Origin of the sequence: Palleronia abyssalis (genome assembly GCF_900302445.1) — a bacterium.
GTDB lineage: Bacteria > Pseudomonadota > Alphaproteobacteria > Rhodobacterales > Rhodobacteraceae > Palleronia > Palleronia abyssalis.
The window spans coordinates 570,843-592,467 of the sequence record NZ_ONZF01000003.1 but is presented as its reverse complement, the minus strand read 5'-3'; the positions used below and the strand labels follow the sequence as shown (position 1 = coordinate 592,467).

The 21,625-nt window shown below is 67.1% G+C and carries 18 protein-coding genes; 12 read left to right on the top strand and 6 right to left on the bottom strand.

The annotated features are described in order from the left end of the window. Positions 1 to 101: 101 nt before the first annotated feature. From PAA8504_RS10100 to PAA8504_RS10080, 5 genes are all read right to left on the bottom strand, one after another. Positions 102 to 845, bottom strand: a complete 744-nt coding sequence (locus PAA8504_RS10100) for a 4Fe-4S dicluster domain-containing protein (RefSeq protein ID WP_108894037.1) — start codon at positions 843 to 845, stop codon at positions 102 to 104. Further along, positions 842 to 3,709, bottom strand: coding sequence for a molybdopterin-dependent oxidoreductase (locus tag PAA8504_RS10095; RefSeq protein WP_108894036.1), 2,868 nt, complete (start codon positions 3,707 to 3,709; stop codon positions 842 to 844). Before PAA8504_RS10095 ends, PAA8504_RS10100 begins: the two co-directional genes overlap by 4 nt. Positions 3,710 to 3,925: 216 nt before the next feature. Next, entirely contained in the window at positions 3,926 to 4,795 is an 870-nt protein-coding gene (locus PAA8504_RS10090; RefSeq protein WP_108894035.1) for an amidohydrolase family protein, read from the bottom strand. After that, positions 4,764 to 6,698 carry a TRAP transporter permease gene (locus tag PAA8504_RS10085; protein ID WP_108894034.1) on the bottom strand — a complete coding sequence of 645 codons (1,935 nt, stop codon included), beginning with the start codon at positions 6,696 to 6,698 and terminating at the stop codon, positions 4,764 to 4,766. Before PAA8504_RS10085 ends, PAA8504_RS10090 begins: the two co-directional genes overlap by 32 nt. A 54-nt stretch (positions 6,699 to 6,752) precedes the next feature. Continuing rightward, the gene (locus tag PAA8504_RS10080) at positions 6,753 to 7,673 is read right to left on the bottom strand and encodes a TAXI family TRAP transporter solute-binding subunit (protein ID WP_108894033.1); all 921 of its coding nucleotides are present in this window, start codon (positions 7,671 to 7,673) and stop codon (positions 6,753 to 6,755) included. Positions 7,674 to 7,789: 116 nt separating this feature from the next. On the opposite strand from PAA8504_RS10080, the gene PAA8504_RS10075 reads away from it, so the two are divergent. From PAA8504_RS10075 to PAA8504_RS10055, 5 genes are all read left to right on the top strand, one after another. Continuing rightward, a complete protein-coding gene (locus PAA8504_RS10075) occupies positions 7,790 to 9,001 on the top strand; it encodes a LysR family transcriptional regulator (protein WP_281259941.1) in 1,212 nt (403 codons plus the stop codon). 89 nt (positions 9,002 to 9,090) lie between these two features. Beyond that, positions 9,091 to 9,957: an NAD(P)-dependent oxidoreductase gene (locus tag PAA8504_RS10070; protein WP_108894031.1), complete on the top strand. Its 867-nt coding sequence runs from the start codon at positions 9,091 to 9,093 to the stop codon at positions 9,955 to 9,957. 118 nt (positions 9,958 to 10,075) lie between these two features. After that, positions 10,076 to 10,807 carry a PIG-L deacetylase family protein gene (locus PAA8504_RS10065; protein WP_108894030.1) on the top strand — a complete coding sequence of 244 codons (732 nt, stop codon included), beginning with the start codon at positions 10,076 to 10,078 and terminating at the stop codon, positions 10,805 to 10,807. Beyond that, positions 10,807 to 11,481 carry a 4-carboxy-4-hydroxy-2-oxoadipate aldolase/oxaloacetate decarboxylase gene (locus tag PAA8504_RS10060; RefSeq protein ID WP_108894029.1) on the top strand — a complete coding sequence of 225 codons (675 nt, stop codon included), beginning with the start codon at positions 10,807 to 10,809 and terminating at the stop codon, positions 11,479 to 11,481. The genes PAA8504_RS10065 and PAA8504_RS10060 overlap by 1 nt, the downstream gene beginning before the upstream one ends. Then, positions 11,474 to 12,517 carry a 4-oxalomesaconate tautomerase gene (locus PAA8504_RS10055; RefSeq protein ID WP_108894028.1) on the top strand — a complete coding sequence of 348 codons (1,044 nt, stop codon included), beginning with the start codon at positions 11,474 to 11,476 and terminating at the stop codon, positions 12,515 to 12,517. The genes PAA8504_RS10060 and PAA8504_RS10055 overlap by 8 nt, the downstream gene beginning before the upstream one ends. 19 nt (positions 12,518 to 12,536) lie before the next feature. Here the strand turns inward: PAA8504_RS10055 and PAA8504_RS10050 are convergent, their stop codons facing one another. Beyond that, a complete protein-coding gene (locus PAA8504_RS10050) occupies positions 12,537 to 13,433 on the bottom strand; it encodes a helix-turn-helix transcriptional regulator (protein ID WP_181375755.1) in 897 nt (298 codons plus the stop codon). Between the two features lie 80 nt (positions 13,434 to 13,513). Between PAA8504_RS10050 and PAA8504_RS10045 the strand changes: the two genes are divergently transcribed. From PAA8504_RS10045 to PAA8504_RS10015, 7 genes are read left to right on the top strand one after another with little or no spacing between them, the layout of a single operon-like run. After that, complete coding sequence (locus tag PAA8504_RS10045) at positions 13,514 to 15,034, top strand: aldehyde dehydrogenase family protein (protein ID WP_108894026.1); 1,521 nt, start codon at positions 13,514 to 13,516, stop codon at positions 15,032 to 15,034. Continuing rightward, positions 15,031 to 16,227 (top strand): amino acid ABC transporter substrate-binding protein, encoded by a 1,197-nt coding sequence (locus tag PAA8504_RS10040; protein WP_108894025.1) that lies wholly within the window; start codon positions 15,031 to 15,033, stop codon positions 16,225 to 16,227. The genes PAA8504_RS10045 and PAA8504_RS10040 overlap by 4 nt, the downstream gene beginning before the upstream one ends. Positions 16,228 to 16,284: 57 nt before the next feature. Further along, the gene (locus PAA8504_RS10035) at positions 16,285 to 17,151 is read left to right on the top strand and encodes a branched-chain amino acid ABC transporter permease (protein WP_108894024.1); all 867 of its coding nucleotides are present in this window, start codon (positions 16,285 to 16,287) and stop codon (positions 17,149 to 17,151) included. Next, positions 17,148 to 18,080, top strand: coding sequence for a branched-chain amino acid ABC transporter permease (locus PAA8504_RS10030; RefSeq protein WP_108894023.1), 933 nt, complete (start codon positions 17,148 to 17,150; stop codon positions 18,078 to 18,080). Before PAA8504_RS10035 ends, PAA8504_RS10030 begins: the two co-directional genes overlap by 4 nt. Continuing rightward, positions 18,077 to 18,808, top strand: a complete 732-nt coding sequence (locus PAA8504_RS10025; RefSeq protein WP_108894022.1) for an ABC transporter ATP-binding protein — start codon at positions 18,077 to 18,079, stop codon at positions 18,806 to 18,808. The genes PAA8504_RS10030 and PAA8504_RS10025 overlap by 4 nt, the downstream gene beginning before the upstream one ends. Then, positions 18,801 to 20,144, top strand: coding sequence for an ABC transporter ATP-binding protein (locus tag PAA8504_RS10020; protein WP_108894021.1), 1,344 nt, complete (start codon positions 18,801 to 18,803; stop codon positions 20,142 to 20,144). Before PAA8504_RS10025 ends, PAA8504_RS10020 begins: the two co-directional genes overlap by 8 nt. 3 nt (positions 20,145 to 20,147) lie before the next feature. Next, complete coding sequence (locus PAA8504_RS10015; protein WP_108894020.1) at positions 20,148 to 21,623, top strand: aldehyde dehydrogenase family protein; 1,476 nt, start codon at positions 20,148 to 20,150, stop codon at positions 21,621 to 21,623. Positions 21,624 to 21,625: the final 2 nt, after the last annotated feature.

Here is a 21,625-nt window from a genome sequence, read left to right as displayed (position 1 = left end):
GCCTTGTTGCCGGGTTTTGCGGGTGAAATCGAGTCCCGCGGCGGGGCAGGATTTGGTAGGGCAGATTTCCGGATCGAAAATCTGGCCCGGACCTCGCGCGGTCAGCCCAGCCGGTCGAGCGTCCGGTCGAGCCAGCCGAGGAAGCCGCCCGGCTCTTGGTCCACGGGGGCGAGGAGGGGGGCGAGGATGTCGATCTCCTCGTCCTTCTGGCGGGGTGGCAGGTACTTGTTCACGGGCCGGGTGCCCTGTTCGGGGGCCAGATCCATGCCGCCGCGCTCGGCCACGAGGCGGCTGACATGGCTTTCCGGATCCGAGAGGTCGCCGAAATGACGCGCCTTGGCGGGGCAGGTGCGCACGCAGGCCGGTTCGCGGTCGATTTCGGGCAGGTTGTGGTTGTCGATGCGGTCGACGCAGAGGGTGCATTTCTTCATCACCTTTTGCGACGGGTCCTGTTCGCGCGCGCCGTAGGGGCAGGCCCAGGCGCAAAGGCCGCAGCCGATGCATTCGGCCTCGTTCACCAGCACGATCCCGTCCTCGGTGCGCTTGTAGCTGGCGCCGGTTGGGCAGACGGTGACGCAAGGCGCGTCCTGGCAATGCAGGCAGGATTTCGGGAAGTGGACGATCCGGGGCGGACCGGCCTCGGGCGTGACCTCGTAGGAGTGGACGCGGTTGAGCCATGCGCCCGAGGGGGTGGCGCCGTGGGCGTCGGTGTCCGACAGGGGCGCCCCGTAATTCTCGGTATTCCAGGCCTTGCAGGCGACGACGCAGGCGTGACAGCCGACGCAGGTGTCGAGGTCGATCACCAGACCCAGCGTCTTTTCGGTGTGGGTGGGCAGGTCGGTCACAGGAAGCGCGCCTTCAGCCGGTCGAGGAGAGAGGGCGCGGGATCGGCCGCAGCACCTGTATGCCGCGCGACAATGGCGGGGCCTTGGCCCACGGGGCTGTCCTGCCGCACGATCGCGGGGTGGGAGACCTTGGGCGCCTTCACCTTTTCAACCTTCACGCGGCAGTCGAACCACGCCGCCTGCCCGGTGATCGGGTCCGAGTTCGACCAGCGCAAGCCGTCGCCCTTCTCGGGGTGCAGCTCGTGGATGATGTGGTTGAGCAGGAAGCCTTTGGTGGCTTCGGGGGCCTTCGGCGACAGCGCCCATGCGCCGCGGCGCTTGCCGACGGCGTTCCACGTCCAGACCGTGTTCTCGTTCAGGGCGGCCATATGGGCGACGGGGACCGTGATCTCGCCGTGGACCGAGGCGACGCGGGCCCAGTCGCCGTCCTGAAACTTGCACTTTTCCCACAATTTGGTGGGCAAATAGAGGGGATTTCGCCCGTGGATTTGACGTAACCAGACATTCTGACCGCCCCACGAGTGATACATCGCCGCCGGGCGCTGGGTCAGGGCATAATACGGATATTCATAGGGATCGGCGTGGCCGTCTTCCAGCGGAGCGTACCAGATCGGCAGGGGATCGTGGGTCAGCCGCATGCGGGCGCGATAGGGTTCGGGGCAAGGGCCGCCGTCCTCGGCCGCCATCTGGAAGCGGCGCAGCGGCTCGGACCACAGCGCGAAGGGCGCGGGGGCGGGTGCGTCGGTAAAGCCCATCTGCTGCGACCAGTCCCACCACGCGGTGTTGAAGGTCTTCATGTAGCGCGCGGCCTGCGGAACCTCGTAGGTCTTGAAGCCGCCATGCTTGATATACTGGTCGATCTGGCCGCCATTGGGCTGGCCGCGCCCGTCTGTCAGGCCGGTCTCGGCGATGCGCCAGCCGGCCAGCGGGCCCACGCCCGGGCGGCGTTCGTGGTTGGCCATGTAGTCGGCGTAATCGGCATAAAGGGGCTGGCCGTCCGCGACGAAGCCGGGCAGGCCCATGCGGTTGGCGAGGTCGATCAGGACGGTCTGGAAGGGGCGCACATCCCGATCGGGCGCGACCACGGGCCAGCGGATGGCGTCGGCGGCGTGGTCAGGTTCGGAAATCGGGCGATCCAGAAGCGAGATGCAGTCGTGGCGTTCAAGGTAGGTCGTGTCGGGCAGCACGATGTCGGCATAGGCCACGATTTCCGAGCTGTAGGCGTCGGCGCAGACAATGAAGGGGATGACGTGGTTGCCGTCCTCGTCCTTGTCCGAAAGCATCCCCATCACCTGGCTGGTGTTCATGGTCGAGTTCCAGGCCATGTTCGCCATGTAGAGGAACAGGGTGTCGATCTCGTACGGGTCGCCCGCATAGGCGTTCGAGATCACCATGTGCATCAGGCCGTGGATCGACAGCGGGTTCTCCCAACTGAACGCCTTGTCGAGGCGTTTAGGCGTGCCGTCGGCTTCGACCAGCAGATCCTCGGGGCCTTGTGGAAAGCCTAGATGTGGGCCGTCCAGCGGCTGGCCGGGTTTGCAGCCCGCGTGGGGGCGCGGGTGGGCGTGGGCCGGTTTGGGATAGGGCGGCTTGAAGCGGCTGCCACCGGGGACGTCGATGCTGCCCAGCAGCAGTTGCAGGAAATGGATGGCCCGCGCGGTCTGGAAGCCGTTGGAATGGGCCGAGATGCCGCGCATCGCGTGCATGGCGACGGGGCGGGCGGTGACATGGGTGTGGCGCTGGCCGCGCATGTCGGTCCAGTCCTGCTTGTGCTGCCAGCTTTGGTCGAAGGCGGTGTGGGCAAGATCGGCGGCGATGCGGTGGATCTGCGCAGGGTCGATCCCGCATTTCGGTCCGATGCGCTCGGGCGCGTAGTCCTCGGACAAGTAGCGGTCAGCAATGTGAAGGAACACCGAACGGTGCGTGGCCCCGGCGCGGCGGTAGCGCCCCGAAAGGTCAGGTTTCACGCCCGCCGCGTCCCACGGGCGGGGCTTGCGCGTCGCGCGGTCGAGGACCAGCGGCGTGCCCCGGTCGTCCTTCAGCAGAAGGCCGTGGGTCGGGGATTTCGGGTCGCCGTCGACCAGACAGCCCGCATTCGTCCAGCGCGCGAGGTAATCCAGATCGACCTTGCCTGATCGCAACAGGCAGTGGATCAGCGACAGCACGAACAGTCCGTCGGTGCCCGGCGTGATGCCGACCCATTCGTCCGCGATCGCGTTATAGCCGGTGCGGATCGGGTTCACGGCGATGACCTTCGCCCCGCGTTCCTTCAACTTGGCGAGGCCCAGCTTGATCGGATTGCTGTCGTGATCCTCGGCCGTGCCGAACAGCAGGAACAGCTGCGCGTTCTCCCAATCAGGCGACATGAATTCCCAGAAGGCGCCGCCGATGGTATAGATCCCCGCCGCCGCCATGTTGACCGAGCAGAAGCCGCCATGCGCGGCGTAGTTGGGCGTGCCGAACTGCTGCGCCCAGAAACCGGTGAAGCTTTGCGACTGGTCGCGGCCGGTGAAGAAGGCCAGCTTTTTGGGGTCTGTGGCGCGGATATGGCTCAGGCGGTCGGCGACGGTCGTCAGCGCCTCGTCCCAGGTGATCTCCTGGAACTTGCCTTCGCCGCGCTCGCCTACCCGTTTCAGCGGCGCGCGCAGACGCGCGGCAGAAGTGTGCTGCATGATCCCCGCAGCGCCCTTGGCGCACAGGACGCCCTTGTTGATCGGGTGGTCGCGGTTGCCCTCGATATAGGCGATCTCCTCGCCCTTCATATGGACGTCGATGCCGCAGCGGCAGGCGCACATGTAGCAGGTGGTCTTGCGGACCTCGTCGCCCAGGCGTGGGGCGGGATCGAAATGGGGGCTGTCCTTCATGGCCCTTCGAGTAGTGACAGAGGGACCAGGGCAGGGAAAGGGGGTGCGGCGGCGACCGGCGCCGGCGGAGGTCGCAGGCGGAGCGCAGCCTGTGGTCTCGTGCGGAGGATCGTCCACTTGTTCGCACTGTCGGACACTGTCAGCCGTATCGGTATGGTCGGGACGGCCGCGGGCTATGGTCCGGGTCGGGCAGGACTTTCCCCCGGCGTGAACATGCTAACGCGCGAAATACAGCCGGTGCGGGTTGTCGACCAACAACTTCTGACGCAGCTCGGGCGTGGGGGCGATCACGGGGATCCGGTCCACCAGAAGCCCGTCATCCGGCACGTGGCTTTTCATGTTCGGGTGCGGCCAGTCGGTGCCCCAGAGCACGCGATTCGGGATCTGCTCGACAAGCGTGCGGGCGAAGGGGCTGACGTCGTCATAGGGCGGGCCGTCCTGGGTCATCCGCTCGGGGCAACCGACCTTGACCCAGAATTTCGGATCGTCGACCAGCGCGCGGAATGCGTCGAACCCGGGCGCGTCGACGCCTGCCGCGATGTCCGGCCGCCCCATGTGGTCGATCACCACGTCGCAGGGAAGCTGCTTGAGGAAGGGCGCGAGGTCCTCAAGATCGGATGCTTCGAAATAGACCACCACGTGCCACCCCAGCGCCGCGACCCGTGCCGCAAGGCGGGCCGAGACGTCCAGAGGATCGGGATCGACCAGACGGCGCACGAAGTTGAAGCGGACGCCGCGCACGCCGGCGGCATCCATCTCGTGCAGGGTGGAGTCCGAGATCTCCGGGTCGACCACGGCGATGCCGCGGCATCCTTCCGGGTCGGCGGTCAGCGCATCGAGGAGGGCGGCGTTGTCGCGCCCATGGCAGCTGGCCTGCACGATGACGTTGCGCGCAAATCCCAGGTGGCGGCGCAGCGCGAACAGCTTTTCCTTCGGCGCGTCGGTGGGGGTGTACTTGCGCTGGGGCGCATAGGGAAAGCGGTCGCCGGGCCCGAAGACGTGGCAATGGGCATCGACGGCGCCCTCGGGCGGGGCATAGTCGGGAACGCTGGGGTCATGCGCCCAGGTTGGCGGATCGATATCCATGGGATCTCCACAATGAGGCGATGAGGAAGAACAGCGCGACCAGCGCCAGCGCCAGCGCCAGAAGGCTGGCACCCGAGGCGATGGGCAACACGAGCGAGACGGTGCAAAGCGCGGCCACGGCCCAGAAACCGCCCCGATGCGCCAGGGTCAGCGGGGCGATGCACCATCCGCTGAGCGCGGTGCCCGCGGCGAAGGTGCCCGCGAAGGCCGCGATGGTGGCCAGCGCGATGGTCAGGGGCGTGCCGATCAGCAAAAGCTCGGGCGCGTAGACGAACAGGAACGGGGCGACGACCTTCACGAAGCCCAGCCGGATGGAGTCGATCGCCACGGCATTGGGCGGTGCGCCGGCGATGGACGCCCCGGCATAGGCCGCCAACGCCACCGGGGGCGTGATCGCCGACAGAAGCCCGTAGTAGAAGATGAACATGTGCGCCGCGATGATCGGCAGGCCGAACTGTTCCAAAGCGGGGGCGATGAGGATGGCCAGCAGAAGATAGGCCGCCGACGTGGGCATCCCCATGCCCAGAACGAAGCTGGCGACCATGGTCAGAAGCAGCACCGCCAGAAGGTTGCCGCCGCCCACGTCGAGGATCAGCGCCGACATCTTCAGCGCCATGCCGGTCAGGGTCAGCACACCGATCAGCATGCCCGCGATCGCCACGGCCGCCACCACGGGCAGGACGTTGCGGACGGTCAGCATCATCACCTCGACCAGGCCCTTGGGGCCGATGCGCGTCTCTTTCGAGATGACCGAGACCAGCAGGGTCGCGATGATGCATAGGACCGCCGCGGCCGACGGGGTATAGCCCACGGCCAGGAACACGATAAGCGCGATGAGGGGGATCAGCAGATGCCCGCTCGTTTTAAGGACCTCGCTCATCGCCGGGATGTCGGCGGGATCGGCCCGGGCCAGATCGCGCTTGCCGGCTTCCTCGCGCACGGCGACGAGCATTGCGAAGACGTAAAGCAGCGCCGGGATCAGAGCCGCGGCGGCGATGGTGGCATAGGGGGTCTGCGTCAGCTCGGCCATCAGGAAGGCCGCGGCGCCCATCACGGGGGGCATGATCTGGCCCGCCGACGAGGCGGCCGCCTCGATCGCAGCGGCCAGCCGGGGCGGATAACCGGTGCGCTTCATCAGCGGGATCGTGAAGGTGCCGGTGGTCACAACGCCCGCCACAGCCGAGCCGTTGATCGAGGAGAACATGGTCGACGACACCACCGCCGTCAGCGCAGGTCCGCCCTGAACGCGTCCGGTGGCGGCGTGCGCCAGGTCGACGAAGACCTGCCCCAGCCCCGTGCGCAGAAGCAGCGCCCCCAGGAACGAGAACAGCAGGATGTATTGCGCGGCCACGCCCATGGGCAGGCCGAACAGGCCCTCGGTCCGCAGGAACAGGTTCGAGGTCACCCGTCCGAGGCTGTAGCCCGCGTGGCCATAGGTGCCCGGAATGAGATAGCCGAAGAAAGCGTAAACCAGGGCCACGACGCCCAGCGCCACCATCACCCACCCGATGGAGAACCGTGACACGATCAGCGCCGCCAGCGTCGAGATGATGAACAGCGCGATATGCGTCTGGTTCGCGATCCCGCCGGAGCGGATGATATCGATGTAGTTCACCCACAGGAACGGCCCCGGGATCAGTACCAACGCGGCCAGCACGTAGAGGACGATCCGCCACCAGACCGCAGGACGCGCGACCGCCACCACAACGAGGCCCGCGGAAATGGTCAGCGAGAAGAACACCGCGCGCAGGATCAGCGCAGTGATGTCGCCGAACCAGGCCGACCACATCACCAGGGCCGTCGCAGCCACGGCGGTCAGGGCCAAGGCTGCGGTGGCGAGGCCGTGCTCCCACCGCGAGACATGGTCCCGCGGCAGGATCGTGGCGAATGTTTCGTCAATCATGGGGTGGGCTTTCGATAGGGCCGGGACGCGATGGGTCCCGGCCCGGGAGTCCGGTCAACGGCCGTCGAAATACGCCTGCGCGCCCGGATGCAGGTCGATCGGGGTGTTGCCCGCGGCTTCGACCGTGATCTTGGCAGCGGCGGGATGGACGGACCCCAACGTTTCGAGATTGTCGAAGAGGGTGGCCGTGATCTGGCGGACCATCTCCTCGTCCGCATCCGCTGCTGTGAACAGGATTGCCGGATCGCCCACCGCCGAGACTGCACCGTCCTGCCCTTCATAGGTGCCTGCGGGGATGTCGACTAGTTCGTAGAACGGATAGTCCTGAAGCAGACCTTCGACGCTGCCGCCCTCGACCGGGATCAGTCGGACGTCTTCGGTCGTGAAGAGTTCAATGAAGGCCGAGGCGGGCGTGCCGGCCAGGATGATCGAGCCTTCCAGTTGCCCGTTCTTGATCGCACCGGTCGCCTCTCCGTAGGACAGGAACGATACGTTGCCCATGTCGAACGCGTCCTGCGAGGTCAGCAGACGCTCGGCGAAGATCGACGAGTTCGATCCCGGCGGTCCGATGGAGATATCGAGGCCGCCCAGATCGGCCACGGTTTCGGCACCGCTTTCGGCCGTCGCGGCAAGCTGGAGCACGGCCGGGTAGAGATAGGCGATGGCTGCGACATTCTGCGGGTCGCCGTCGAAGGGGCCTTCGCCGGCCTTGCCCTCGTACAGCGTAGAGGCCGAGGAGAAGCCCATGGTCATCTCGCCGTTCGAGACGCGGCGGATATTCTCGACCGAGGCCCCGGTGACTTCGGCATTCGCGGACACTCCGTCGAGCTGCCGGTTCAGCAGATCGGCCATGCCGGCGCCGACGGCATAAAACACGCCGCCCGTGCCGCCCGTCCCGATCGAGACACGGTCCTGTGCGGCCAGCGGCGTCGCTGCAGCCAGCGCAAGCGCAGTGAAAGTGCACCTGAGATACATCGCTAAATCCTCCCTGATTTATTATCCGCATCATACGGGTCGGGCGCGCCGGACACTAATTGGATTCGACGCGGTCTCATTCGGGCGATATTCAGATTGCGCAACAAGCAGCGCCGGTGGTTCCCCTGAGATCCGATCCCCCAAACTTGCGCCATCTCGCCGGAGTTGTGGCAATCGCCGATATCGGCTCTCTCTCGGCGGCGGCGGATGCTATCAGCCTTTCGCAACCGGCCCTGACCCAAGGCGTCGCGAAGATTGAGGGCGACATCGGGTTGCCGCTGTTCTGGCGGACCAGCGGGGGCATGCGGATCACCGAGGCCGGAGAGACCTACGTCGCCCGCGTCCGCCGTGGTCTGGCGCTCTTGGACCGGTCGGGGTGGCCCGCCGAAAGGCCCCGCGTGTGGAAGGCGCTGAGCCACGCGCAGCTGACCGCGCTGGTTGCCGCGGTCGACCATCTAGGGTTTCGCGCAGCGGCCCGTCAGATGGGGCGCGAGGTCTCGACCGTCAGCCGGTCGCTGCGCGCGGCCGAGCGTCGGGCGAATGCGCCGCTGTTCGAGATGACCTCCCGCGGCATGCGCCCCACGCGCCTGGGCGAGTCGCTGGCCAATGCCGCGCGCCTGGCCCTTGCCGAGTTCCAGCAGGCCCGCACCGATCTGGCCGACTGGCAGGGGCATTTTTCGGGCCGGCTGAATGTCGGGTGCCTGCCGCTGGCGCAGACGGCGGTGCTGCCCCGGGCGATTGACGCATTCTCGGACGCCTTTCCGAAGGTCGAAATTCGTGTGGTGGATGGCGCATACCAGCCGCTGGTGCGGGCGCTTCTGCGCGGCGAGATCGACGTCCTGATCGGGGCGCTGCGCGAGGGCGCGGTGCCCGACGGGGTTGAAGAAACACTGGTCCTGCACGACCCGCTGTGGGTGGTGGCGCGATCCGGTCATCCGCTTGGAGCCAGATCCGATTTGTGCCTGGCCGACCTTGCTGGGCACGCCTGGATCGCCCCACGGGTCGGCGCGCCGGCCCGCGTGCATTTCGATGCGCTGGTGGGCAGGCTGGATTTCGGGGACGAGATCGCGATGCCGGTTGAGATGGGGGCCCCCGCGCTGTTGCAGGCGATGCTGCGGGACTCGGACCGCTTGACTCTGATCTCGAGGATGCAGGTGGCCGAAGCGGTGGCCATGGGGCATCTTTGCCGTATCGAGGTCGATCTGGGACCGACCGGGCGCGCAATCGGATATACCACGCGCGCCGACTGGCAGCCCTCGATGCCGCAACAGCGGTTCCTGGATATCCTGAACGTGGAATTCGAAGCGATGGATCGCGCGATGGGCTGAGGTCCTGCGGCCGGGGCAATCGGCTTGTCATGTCGCCACCATGCGCGGAGTATCCGTCCCGCGCCCGACATTGCACAAGGAGACGCAGGATGAATGGCACGATAGCCTTCGTGGGTTTCGGCGAGGCCGGACAGGCCTTCGCGACCGGCTGGTCGCGATCGGTCGGCCAGGTCGCGGCCTTCGACATCAAGACCGATACATCGCAAACGCGCGCCGCGATGGAAGCGCGCTATGCCGCGGCGGGTGTGACGGGTGCGGATCGCATCGAAGCTGCCTTGGACGGGGCGGAGCGCGTCTTCTGCCTTGTGACGGCCGATTGCGCCCTGGAGGCCGCGCGGGCAGGCGCCGGGTCCGTCGCGCCGGGGACGCTGTGGTTTGACGGCAATTCCTGCGCGCCGGATACCAAACGCGCCGCCGCGGAGGTGATCGAAGGGGCCGGGGGGCGTTATGTCGATATGGCGATCATGGCCCCGGTTGCCGGGAAGAAACACCGCGTTCCGATCCTGCTGTCGGGCCCCCATGCCGATGTCGCGCTGAGCGCGCTGACTGCGCTGGACATGCAGGTCCGCGTGGTGGGGGACACGGTCGGACAGGCGTCCTCGATCAAGATGATCCGGTCGGTCATGATCAAGGGGATCGAGGCGCTGACGGCCGAATGCTTTCTGTCCGCCCGCCGCGCCGGGGTGGGGGCCGAGGTTCTGGGCTCGTTCGAAGCATCGGACCCCGGAATGGAATGGCCGTCCCGCGCGGCCTATAATTTCGAGCGTATGATGGTGCATGGCAAACGCCGCGCGGCCGAAATGCGCGAGGTCGCGAAGACGGTCGAGGCGCTGGGCCTGGGCGGTGGCATGGCCGCGGCGACGGCGGCGTGGCAGGACCGGGTCGCGGACACGCAAGCCAACCCGTCTGGCGACGATCTATGGCAGGAGGTCGACCGCGTGCTGAACCGCCTGTAACCCGGCGTTGCGCAGATTGAATGGTCGGAACGACGAACGGATTGGCCGAACTTACCGCATTAGCCTACTCTTCGATGCGTAAAAGCAATCTGTTGCAACACCGGAAGGAGCCGTTCGGATGGCCGGAAAAACAGGTCTCGTGATCAGTGCGCACGCCGCGGATTTCGTCTGGCGCTGCGGGGGTGCCATTGCGCTGCACCAATCGCGGGGCATCGACATGACGGTCGTCTGCCTCAGCTTCGGTGAGCGCGGAGAGAGCGCCAAGCTGTGGAAACAGGGCGGCTACACGCTCGACCAGGTGAAGGACGCCCGCAAGGCCGAGGCCCAGGCGGCGGCGGATGCGCTGGGCTGCGCCGACATCCGCTTCATGGATTTGGGGGACTATCCGCTGCACCTAGACCGTGATGACAAGGACGCGCTGGTGGATATCCTCCGCGAGGTTCAGCCCGGCTTCATCCTGACCCATTCCCAGCGCGATCCGTACAACACAGATCACGCCTATACCTATGCGCTGACCATCGAATGCCGGATGATCGCGCAGGCCTGGGGCCATAACCCCGGGCAGACGGTTCTGGGCGCACCTCAGGTCTATCAGTTCGAGCCGCACCAGACCGAACAGATGGGCTGGGTGCCCGACACGTTCCTCGACATCTCGGACGTGTGGGACAAGAAGCGCGCCGCCATCGAATGCATGCAGGGGCAGGAGCATCTCTGGGACTACTACACCAACGTCGCCCAGAACCGCGGCAATCACTTCCGCCGCAATTCGGGCGGGCAGGCGGGCGGGCGCAAGGCCACCCATGCCGAAGGCTTCCAGTCAGTCTTCCCGCGCTGCGTGGACGCGCTGTGATGGGGGGCGTCGTTCGCACGAAGATCGTCCGCGCCGATCCCGACGTGGTGCGGCGCCTGGGTCAGGCCGGTGTCGCGACCGTGCACGAGGCGCAGGGCCGGACAGGGCTTATGGCGCCCCACATGACACCGATCTGGCAGGGTGCGCAGACGGCAGGGTCTGCGGTGACGATCTCGGCCCCGCCGGGGGACAATTGGATGCTGCATGTCGCCATCGAGCAGCTGTCGGAGGGGGATATCCTGGTCCTCGCGCCGACCTCGGCCTGTGACGACGGGTATTTCGGGGATCTTCTGGCGACGTCGGCCATGGCGCGGGGCTGTCGCGGCCTGGTCATCGATGCCGGTGTGCGCGACGTGTCGGAGCTGACGGAGATGGGGTTTCCCGTCTGGTCGAAGGTTGTCCACGCGCAGGGCACGGTGAAGGAGACGGTGGGGTCGGTGAACGTGCCCATTGTCTGCGCCGGGGCGTATGTCGACGCCGGTGACGTGATCGTCGCCGACGATGACGGCGTCTGTGTCGTCAAGCGCGCAGAGGCCGAGGCGGTTCTGGAAAAAGCCGAAGCGCGGCTGGCCAAGGAAGATGAGAAGCGCGCGCGGCTGGCGGCGGGCGAGTTGGGGCTTGATATCTACGACATGCGCGGCCGGCTGGCCGAACGGGGCCTGCGCTATGAGTGACGGCGTGCGCGTCATGTGGATGCGGGGCGGCACCTCGAAGGGCGGGTATTTTCTCGCCGACGACCTGCCTTCGGATCGCGATGCCTTCCTGCTGTCGGCCATGGGGTCGCCCGATCCGCGCCAGATCGACGGGATGGGCGGAGGCGATCCGCTGACCTCCAAGATCGCGGTCATCCGGCGTTCAAACCGCGCGGGGATCGACGTGGATTACCTGTTCCTCCAAGTCTTCGTCGATCAGCCTGTAGTCTCGGACGGACAGAATTGCGGGAATATCCTTGCCGGAGTCGGCCCCTTCGCGGTGGAGCGTGGGTTGGCGGACGCCGTCGACGGAGAGACCGAAGTCGCGATCTACATGGAAAACACCGGGCAAACGGCGCGCGCCACATTCCCCACGCCGGGCGGGCGGGTGTCTTACTCCGGCGAGGCGCGGATCGACGGTGTTCCCGGCACGGCGGCCCCGGTCGCGCTGGCGTTCGAAGACACGGCCGGGTCGACCTGCGGCGCGCTTCTGCCGACCGGCAACCGGGTGGACCAGATCGAGGGCGTCGCCTGCACGCTGATCGACAACGGGATGCCCTGCGTCGTGATGCGCGCCGATGCGCTGGGGATCAAAGGCGACGAGGACCCCGCGGACCTGGAAGCGAATGCCGACCTGCGCGAAAAGCTCGAAGCGATCCGGGCCATTGCCGGGCCGATGATGAACCTTGGCGATATTTCCGAGAAATCCGTGCCGAAGATGACGCTGGTGTCCCCTCCGCGTTCGGGCGGCACACTGTCGACCCGTACCTTCATCCCGCATCGCTGCCACAAGGCCATCGGTGTTCTGGGCGCCGTCAGCGCGGGCTCGGCGGCGCTGCTTTCGGAAGGTCCGGCAGTCGAGGTCGCGAACCTGCCGGAGGGGGAGGAGAAGCACCTGCGCATCGAACACCCCACGGGAGAGACCACGGTCGTGGCCACGCTGCGCGAGGGTGCGATCGTGCGCACCGGCATCTTGCGCACGGCGCGTAAGCTGATGGACGGGCATATCTTCGGGTGAACCGCGGGCGAAGGCCGACCTATGGCCACGCGAAAAGCTGCGCCTCTTTCGGTTGGCTGCCCGCGGGGCGCCTGTTCGCCGCGCGGTAAGCACCGGGCGGCTGGCCGGCCTCGCGCGAGAATGCGCGAGAGAAATGCGACGCCGAGGCGAACCCCAGCATGTCGGCGATCTGCTGCACGGTTTGGGTCGAGTTTGATAGCATCAGGCGCGCTTCGACCAGGGTCCGACGTGCGATGACGTGTTTGGGCGCATGCCCGCAGGCGCGCATGCAAATGTCCCCCAGCCGGTCGCGTGAAACACCCAGTGCCGTTGCGTAATCCTGCACCTTCCAGCGGTCACGGTAATGCAGATCGACGAGGGTGGTAAATTGTTCGAACACTTCCTCTTCGAAGGCGCGTCGCGGACCCTGCTTCAGGTGGTCGTCCCCTGCGCGCGCAAGCGCGACAAGCAGAAGTTGCAGATGTGCTTCGATCGCGATCACGGAGCCTACCGCCTGACGGCGGCGTTCTTCAAGAAGCGCCCCAAGTCGGTCTCGGGCGTCGCAGAGAAGGTCCGGGCAGTCGACCAGGGGCAGGATCACGTCGCGCTCGGCCGTTTCGCTTAAAACCTCGGCGCGGCGGCCGATAGCGCCGCGCACAGGGAGGCGTCCGATCAGGACGTAGGTTCCGACCGCCCCGGGCGCCAGCGACAGGCGCAGGTCCTCGGCCTGGTGCGTCCAGAACAGCGCCGGTCCCTTCAGATCGTCCCGGCCCGAGGGCCGGTCGATGCGCGCCGTACCGCTTTCCAGAAGCAGTGCGCCATAGGACCGGCCCGGGATCGCTTCGGCCCGACCTACCACGGTGGCGCGCAGGTCACCGGCGATCCTTCGGCCGTGGATCAGGTAGGTCGTCGCATGATTGGGGATCGGCATCGGCATAGAGCAGATTTCCCGCAAAGTGGAAATATTTCCCCGCATTGAGGCATTTATTCCGCCGCGAAACAAGGAAAGGCTGTCTCATGCCCGACGGAGGAGGTCGGGCGGGGGGAAGTTCACTGTACGAGGCGCAACTCATCATCGATGGGGCAGGTCTGCCGTGTCCCGGGGCATCGGTCTTCGAATTGCGGGGGCCGCTGACCGACGCTGTCGTCACCCGCGCGGTGGCGGCCCGGGCCTCCCAGGCGCGGGCCGCGGCAACCTCGGCCGCGGCCGCATTCCCTGCGTGGTCCGAGACACCGCCGCAAAGGCGGTCCGCCATTTTGCGTGACGCGGCACGGCTGATGCTGGAACGGCAGTCCGAGGTCGTGGCCATCGCCGCCCAGGAAGTCGGTGCTTCTGCCGAATGGACACGGTTCAACGTGGGCATCGCCGTGGCGATGCTGCGCCAGGCCGGGGAGATCGCGATGCCGAGCGCCGCGGAGTCGTCTTCGGACCTCGGGGCGGCAGGTCTGATGACGCTGCGCCGCCGCCCGGCCGGGGTTGTGCTTGCGATCGCGCCATGGAATGCGCCCGTCTCGCTAGCGACGCGGGCCGTGGCGGCACCGCTTGCCTGCGGCAACACGGTCGTGCTGAAGGCGTCGGAGCTTTGCGCCAAGACCCACGAATGGGTCGCCCGCGCGGTCATCGACGCGGGTCTGCCGCCCGGGGCGCTGAACTTCGTCACCAACGCGCCGGATCATGCGCAGGAGGTCGTCGGCGCGCTGATCGAACATCCCGCGGTGCGGCGTGTGACCTTCACCGGGTCCAGCCGGGTGGGGCGCGAGATCGCCGTGATGGCGGCGCATCACCTGAAGCCCTGCGTTCTGGAGCTTTCGGGCAAGGGCACCGCCATCGTTCTGGCGGATGCCGATCTGGACCGCGCCGCGCGCGAGGTCGCCCATGGCGCGTTCTTCAATCAGGGCCAAGTCTGCATGTCCACCGAGCGCGTGCTGGTCGAAGAGGCGGTGGCCGAGCCATTCCTGGCGAAGCTCGTCGCCGAAGCGAATGCCCAGCGGGCTGCCACGCCTTCGCAAAGTCCCCTGGGGGCGCTGGTCAGTCCGGGCGCGGTGGCCCGCCTGCGCGGCTTCATCCACGACGCCGAAAGCCGCGGCGCCGTGGTGGCCGCGGGGGGCGAGGCCTTGGGCACGCTGGTCCAGCCCACGGTGATCGACCGTGTCACCCCCGACATGCGGCTGTTTTCCGAAGAGGCGTTCGGCCCCATCGTCGGCGTCACCCGCGTCGGCGATGCCGAAGAGGCCGTGTCGCTGGCCAATCTTACCGAGTTCGGCCTTGTCGCCTCGGTCTTCAGTCGGGACGAGGGGCGCGCGATGCGGATGCTGCGCCAGATCGAGACCGGGATCGGCCATGTCAACCGCACCACGGTCTTCGACGATCCCACCATGCCGTTCGGCGGCGTGCGCGCCTCGGGCTACGGCCGGTACGGCGGGCTGGAGGCAATCCACGAATTCACCGAATGCCACGCGCTGACGACCAACCCGGCGGGCGACGCGTCCGCCGGCAGCACCGACCATCATCACGTCAACAGGGAGGAGACGACATGACCAGGTATCTTACGGCGGCCAGCCTCGTGGCGCTTGTCGCGGGCGGCGGCGCGGCCTTCGCGCAGGAAACGCTGACCATCGGGGCGGTGGGTCCCAAGACCGGACCGCTGGCGGGCGGTGCGGCGGTCACCTACTGGCCCAACGTCCAGCTTTGGGCCCATGACGTGAACGAGGCCGGCGGCATCCAGGTCGGCGACACGTCCTACATGGTCGAAATCATCGAATACGACGACCAGACCAACCCCGGCCAGACGATCCAGGCGGTGCAGCGTCTTGCCACGCAGGACGAGGCCGACTTCATCCTACCGCCCTATTCCACGGGCCTGAACCTGGCCGCCGCGCCGATCTATGACCGCTTCGGCTATCCGCAGGTCACGTCAACCGCCAATACGGGCAACGTGGACGAGCTGTCTGACCAGTTCCCGAACCTGTATGTCACGCTTGGCGCAGCGTCGGGCATGGTGGGCGGATTGATCGACGTGATGACCGAACTTCGCGAGGCGGGCGAGATCGACAACACCGTCGCCATGGTCAACGTCGCGGACGCCTTCGGCATCGAACTGGCCGAAGAGGCGCGCCCGCTGTTCGAGGAAGCCGGGTTCGAGATCGTCTATGACAGCTCATACCCCTTGGGCACGCAGGACCTGTCGCCGGTGATCCAGGGGGCTTCGGACGCCAATCCGTCCAGCTTCGTCGCGTTCTCGTATCCCCCCGACACGTTCGCTCTGACCGAACAGGCGATCATCGAGGAACTGGATGTCGGGGTGTTCTATACCGCCGTGGCTACGGCCTTCCCGGCTTATGGCGAACGCTTCGGCCCAGCTGCCAACGGCGTGATGGGGATCGGCGGCGTCAATGCCGACGACGCGGGCTTCCAGGACTATGTCGCCCGCCATCTGGAGGTGACGGGCCAGGCGCCAGACAGCTGGGCCTCTCCGATGGTCTACTCGACCTTCCAGATCTACCAGCAAGCCATCGAGGGCGCGGGCTCGATCGACCGGGCCGAAGTTTCGGAATACATCGCGAACAATTCCTTCGACACGCTGATCGGCCCGATCGAATGGGACGAGAACAACAACAACCCGGCCTACTGGACCGTCGGCCAATGGCAGGACGGCACCTATCGCGGCATTGCGTCGACCGGGCGCGAAGGCGAGGTCGATCCGATCGTCAAGCAAGGCTGGGGCGAGTGAGCCCCGGGTCGGGCCGGTGATTCCGGCCCGCCCCGAAGCAACGGACAGGCGGACGACATGGACATCATATTCACCGGCCTTCTGCTGGGCGGGACCTACGCGCTGATCGCGCTGGGGTTGAACCTGCAATACGGCATGGCGCGCATCATGAACCTCGCCAATGGCGAGACGCTGGTGGCCGGCGGCTTCGGCGCCTACTGGTTCTGGACGGGCGCGCAGCTGAGCCCGCTTCTGACGGTGTTCGTCGTCGCGCCGCTGGCCTTCGCGGTGAACTGGCTGATCTATGTCGTTATCCTGCGCCCGCTGGTAAAGCGGGCCAAGTCGCGCGGCCAGCTCGAGGTCGACACGATCCTGACCACCTTCGGACTGTCGTTCATGGCCGTGGGCATCATGATCGCGCTGTTTGGCGGCGACTATTTCTCGTATTCCTACCTTGCGACCCCGGTGCGCTTCATCGGCGAGACCTACGGACTGAACCGGGTCGTGGCCTTCGCCTCGGCCGTGCTGATCGGCGGGGCGCTGTGGCTTTGGCTCTATCGCAGCAAGGCGGGCATGGCGGTGCGGGCCATCGCCGTGTCGCCCGAAAGCGCACGGTTGGTGGGGATCAACGTGCCGCGCATCTCGGCCATGGCGTTCGCGTTGGGCGGGGCGGTGACGGCGGCGGGCGGCGCGCTGGTGTCCACCTTCCTGACGCTGGACGCGTCGACCGGGGTGATGTTCACGCTGAAGGCCCTGATCATCGTCATAATGGGGGGCGTGGGGGACATTCGCGGCACGGTGGTCGCCGCCGTCCTCCTTGGCATTCTCGAGACATTCGTGGCCACGCTGATCGACCCCGGGCTGACGCTGGCGGCCGCCTATCTTCTGTTCGTCGTCATCCTTCTGGTCCGCCCGCAGGGCCTGTTCGGGCGGTCGCAGACATGAAGGGCATGGACACGAAAAGCCTCGGGCTCGCGGGCCTAGTCCTGCTTGTCGCGGCGGGGCTGCCGCTGGTGTCGGACGCCTATCTGCTGTCGATCGGCGTCACCATCGCGATGTATACCTGCCTTGCGACCAGTTGGGCGCTGTTCTCGGGGCCGACGCATTACATCTCGCTGGCGACGGCGGCCTTCTTCGGGATCGGCACCTACACGACCGGCATCGGGATCGAGCATCTGCCCTACTGGATGCTGCTGCCCATCGCGGGAGTGCTGGGGGCGGTGGTCGCCGCGCTGGTGGGCGTCGCCACGCTGCGCCTTTCGGGCGTCTATTTCGTCATCTTCACGCTGGGCTTGGCCGAGCTGATCCGCCAGATCATCACGTGGGGGCAGAACGTCTCGGGCGCGAAGGGAATCTATGTCCTGACCTCGATCACCGAGGAGCATATCTATTGGCAGCTTCTGGGCCTCGCGGCGCTGGTCTTCCTTGGCGGGTTCCTGATCTGGCGGTCTCGGCTTGGCTTTGCGGTACGTATCCTGGGCGATGACGAGGATGTCGCACGCCATGCCGGCATCCACACCGCGCGGGTCAAGGTGCTGCTTTTCATGATCCCCGGCGCGGTCGCGGCGATCACCGGGGCGATGCTGGCGCCGCGCTATGTCTATGTCGAACCCTCCATCGCCTTTACGCCAATGCTGTCCTTTCAGGTCGTCATCATGGCGCTACTGGGCGGAACGGGCCGCCTGTGGGGGCCGGTGGTCGGCGTGATCCCCTTCACCCTCCTGTGGGAGGCGATCTCGGGCACGTTCCCCAATCAGACCACGCTTCTGCTGGGCCTGTCCTTCCTTGTCATCGTCTACCTACTGCCCCGCGGCTTCGTCGGGTTGATCGAGGGCGGCCGGGCCCGGATGCGCGCGGGCGGGGCGATGGCATGAGCGCGGTTCTGAGCCTGAGCGGCGCGACCAAGCGTTTCGGCGGGCTGGTCGCGGTGAACCAGCTGGAGTTCGAGGTGGCCGAACATGAGGTGCTGGGGCTGATCGGGCCGAACGGATCGGGCAAGTCCACGACGCTGAACCTGATTTCCGGCGCGCTGCCTTTGACCGCCGGGACGATTTCATTGCGGGGCAGTCGAATTTCCGGGTTGCCGCCGCAGGACATCGCGCGGAGGGGCGTGGCGCGGACGTTCCAGCTGGTCAAGCTGCTCCCCTCGATGAGCGTTCTGGAGAACGTCATGGCCGGCGCGGTGTTCGGGCATCGGCGGCGCTGGGGCGAGGAGGCCGAGGCGCAGGCCATGGCGATGCTGGAGAAGGTCGGGCTGGCCCGGCGGGCGCATGCGCCGGTGGGGGAGCTGACCTATATCGACACCAAGCGGGTCGAACTTGCGCGAACTTTGGCCGGCGAGCCGAAGGTGTTGCTGCTGGACGAATGGCTGGCGGGGTTAAACCCGACCGAGTTGGAACAGGGGATCGCGCTGATCGCGGCATTGCGCGACGAAGGCCGCACGATCATCCTGGTCGAGCATGTGATGGACGCGATCCGCTCGCTTTGCGACCGGTGCGTCGTGATGTCCTCGGGCAGCAAGATCGCCGAGGGTACGACGGCGGATGTGTTGCAGGACAAGGCGGTTATCGAGGCGTATCTGGGGGCGGACGAGGATGCTTGAGGTCGCGGGTCTGCATGTCTCCTACGGCAAGCACCGCGCGCTGGAAGGTGCCGGGCTGGTCGTGGCGAAGGGCGAGATCGTCGTGATCCTGGGCGCGAACGGGGCCGGGAAATCGACGCTTCTGAAGGCGATCTGCGGGGTGTGCGAGGGGTCCGTCGCGGGGTCCGTGCGGGTCGAGGGGCGCGATATCCTTGGCCGTCCGCCCCACGAGATCGTCGACGAAGGTCTGGCGCTGGTGCCCGAGGGGCGGGGCATTTTTCCCGACATGACCGTGGCCGAGAACCTGACGCTGGGCGCCTATTCGGACCGCGCGCGGGACGAGGCGCAGGCCAGTCTGGAACGGGTTTTCAAGCTTTTCCCGAAGCTTAGGGAGCGGCGGCGTCAGGTGGCGCGCACCATGTCGGGGGGCGAGCAGCAGATGGTCGCCATCGGTCGCGCGATGATGTCGAACCCCGCGATCCTGGCCCTGGACGAGCCGTCGCTGGGTCTGTCCCCGATCCTGTGCAAGGAGCTTTTCCAGACACTGGGCACCGTGCGGGATGCCGGTCTTGGGCTGCTGCTGGTCGAACAGAACGCACGCCAGTCGCTGGCGATCGCGGATCGCGGATACCTGCTGGAAAACGGAGAGATCGTGCGCGAGGCGACGGGGGCCGAGCTGCTGAAGGACCCCGCGGTGCAGGAGGCGTATCTGGGCGGGGCCGCGGCCAAAGGGGGCGCAAAACCCGTCCCGCACGCGCCGGACAAACGTCCCGCCGCCGCCGGGCCTGCGCCGGGCGCACGTCCCGCCTCGGTCGCGCAGATGCCGGACACGCGTCCCGCACATGTCCCGACACCGCGTGGGACGGGGCCGTCGCCGTCGGAAATCGCGGCGCATGCGGTGCGCTCGGCCCAGGGCCGGGCCACGCCGCGATCCGCGCAGTCCGCGCCGCCGCGCCCTGCGGTGAAGCCGGCCCCGGACCCGACGCCGACCCCGGCGCAGAGCCGTCCGATCCCGACGCCGACCCCGCGCACCCCCAGCACTGGCCGGGCGCGCGATGTGCTGGGCGGGGTGGAGATCGGGGATTTGGTGGCCAATGCCACCTCACGCGCCGACCGGCGCGGTGGGGGCGGGACCCGGCCTGGGCCGGGTGTGCCCCGGTCGATGCCGGATGCGCAGGGGCCACCGGCGCGGTCGACGACACAGACCGCCACCTCTGCCAGACTGCCCGATGTTCCGATGCCCGATCTGGGATCCTCGGCCGACCGGCTGCGACGGATCCTCGACGAGATCGAGGGCGCCGCGAAACAGGCCGAAAGCTGGCGCCCGCAATCCAGCACAAACCCCCGAGGGAGGTAAGACATGCTTGATCAGATGAAGGCCCGCCCGACCATCCGCGGCAACTATATCGACGGCGCGTGGGTGCCTGCCGCGCGCAGCTTCGACGACCTCAACCCGTCGGATAATTCGCTTTACGCGCATATGCCCGACGGGTCGGTCGAGGATGTGCGCCGCGCCATCGCCGCCGCCAAGAAAGCGTTTCCCGCCTGGGCGGCGCAGCCCTTCCACCACCGCGCCGCCGCGCTGCACCGGATCGCCGAGGTGTGGGAGAAGAGGAAGGACGATTTCGTCGCCGCCGCCGTGGCCGAAGGGGGCGGCTGGCTGGGCAAGGGCATGTTCGAGGCCGGCTATGTCGGCGAGGTGTTCCGGTCGGCAGCGGCCCTTTGTTATCAGAACACGGGCGAGGTCCTGCCCAGCGAGCATGGCAAGCTGATGATGGCGCAGCGGGTGCCGATGGGGGTGGTGTCCGTCATCTCGCCCTGGAACATGCCGGGGATCCTGACCTCTCGCGGGTTTGCCGCCGCATTGGCCGCGGGCAACACGGTGGTGCTGAAGCCGTCCGAGGACACGCCTTATGCCGGGGGCCTTTACTTCGCCGAAATCCTGGACGAGGCGGGCGTCCCGCCGGGGGTGTTCAACGTCGTCACCTGCTCGCGCGAAAGCGTGTCCGAGGTAGGCGACGAGATGATCGAGAACCCGGATGTGAAGGCCGTCAGCTTCACCGGCTCGACCGCCGTGGGGCGCCATATCGCGGCGAAATGCGGGGCGCATCTGAAGAAGGCCTGCGTCGAGCTGGGCGGCAAGGATTCGATGATCGTGCTGGAGGATGCCGATCTGGACGCCGCCGCACGCGCCGCGAATTTCGGCAGTTTCATGCACCAGGGCCAGGTCTGCATGTCGACCGAGAAGCTGCTGATCCACGAGGGGGTGTGGGACGACTTCATGGGCCGGTTCCTGGACCGGGCGCGCAAGCTGAAGACCGGGCCCACGGACGACAAGGACAACGTGATCGGGCCGCTGGTGAACACGCGGCAGGCCATCCGCGTCAAGGCGTTGATCGACGACGCGGTGGGAAAGGGCGCGCGGGTCGAGCTGGGCGGCCATGCGTGGGACAATTTCGTAGAACCTACGGTGCTGACCCATGTCGACCGGTCCATGGACATCTGGCACGACGAGACCTTCGGGCCGGTCGTCGTGGCCTTGCCGTTCCGCACCGATGACGAGGCCATCGCGCTGAACAACGACACAGAATACGGTCTGACGGGCGCCGTCTGGAGCCGCGACGAGCAGCGTGCGCTGGGTATCGCGCAACGGCTGGAGACCGGGATCGCCCATGTGAACTGCCAGAACATCAACGACGAGCCGCATGTGCCGTTTGGCGGCGTGAAGGCCAGCGGGATCGGGCGCTATGGCGGGCGCTGGTCGCTGGATGCGTTCACCGAGCTGCGGTGGATCACGCTGGATCGCGGCGGGCGCCATTTCCCGCCGGTCTTCTGAGC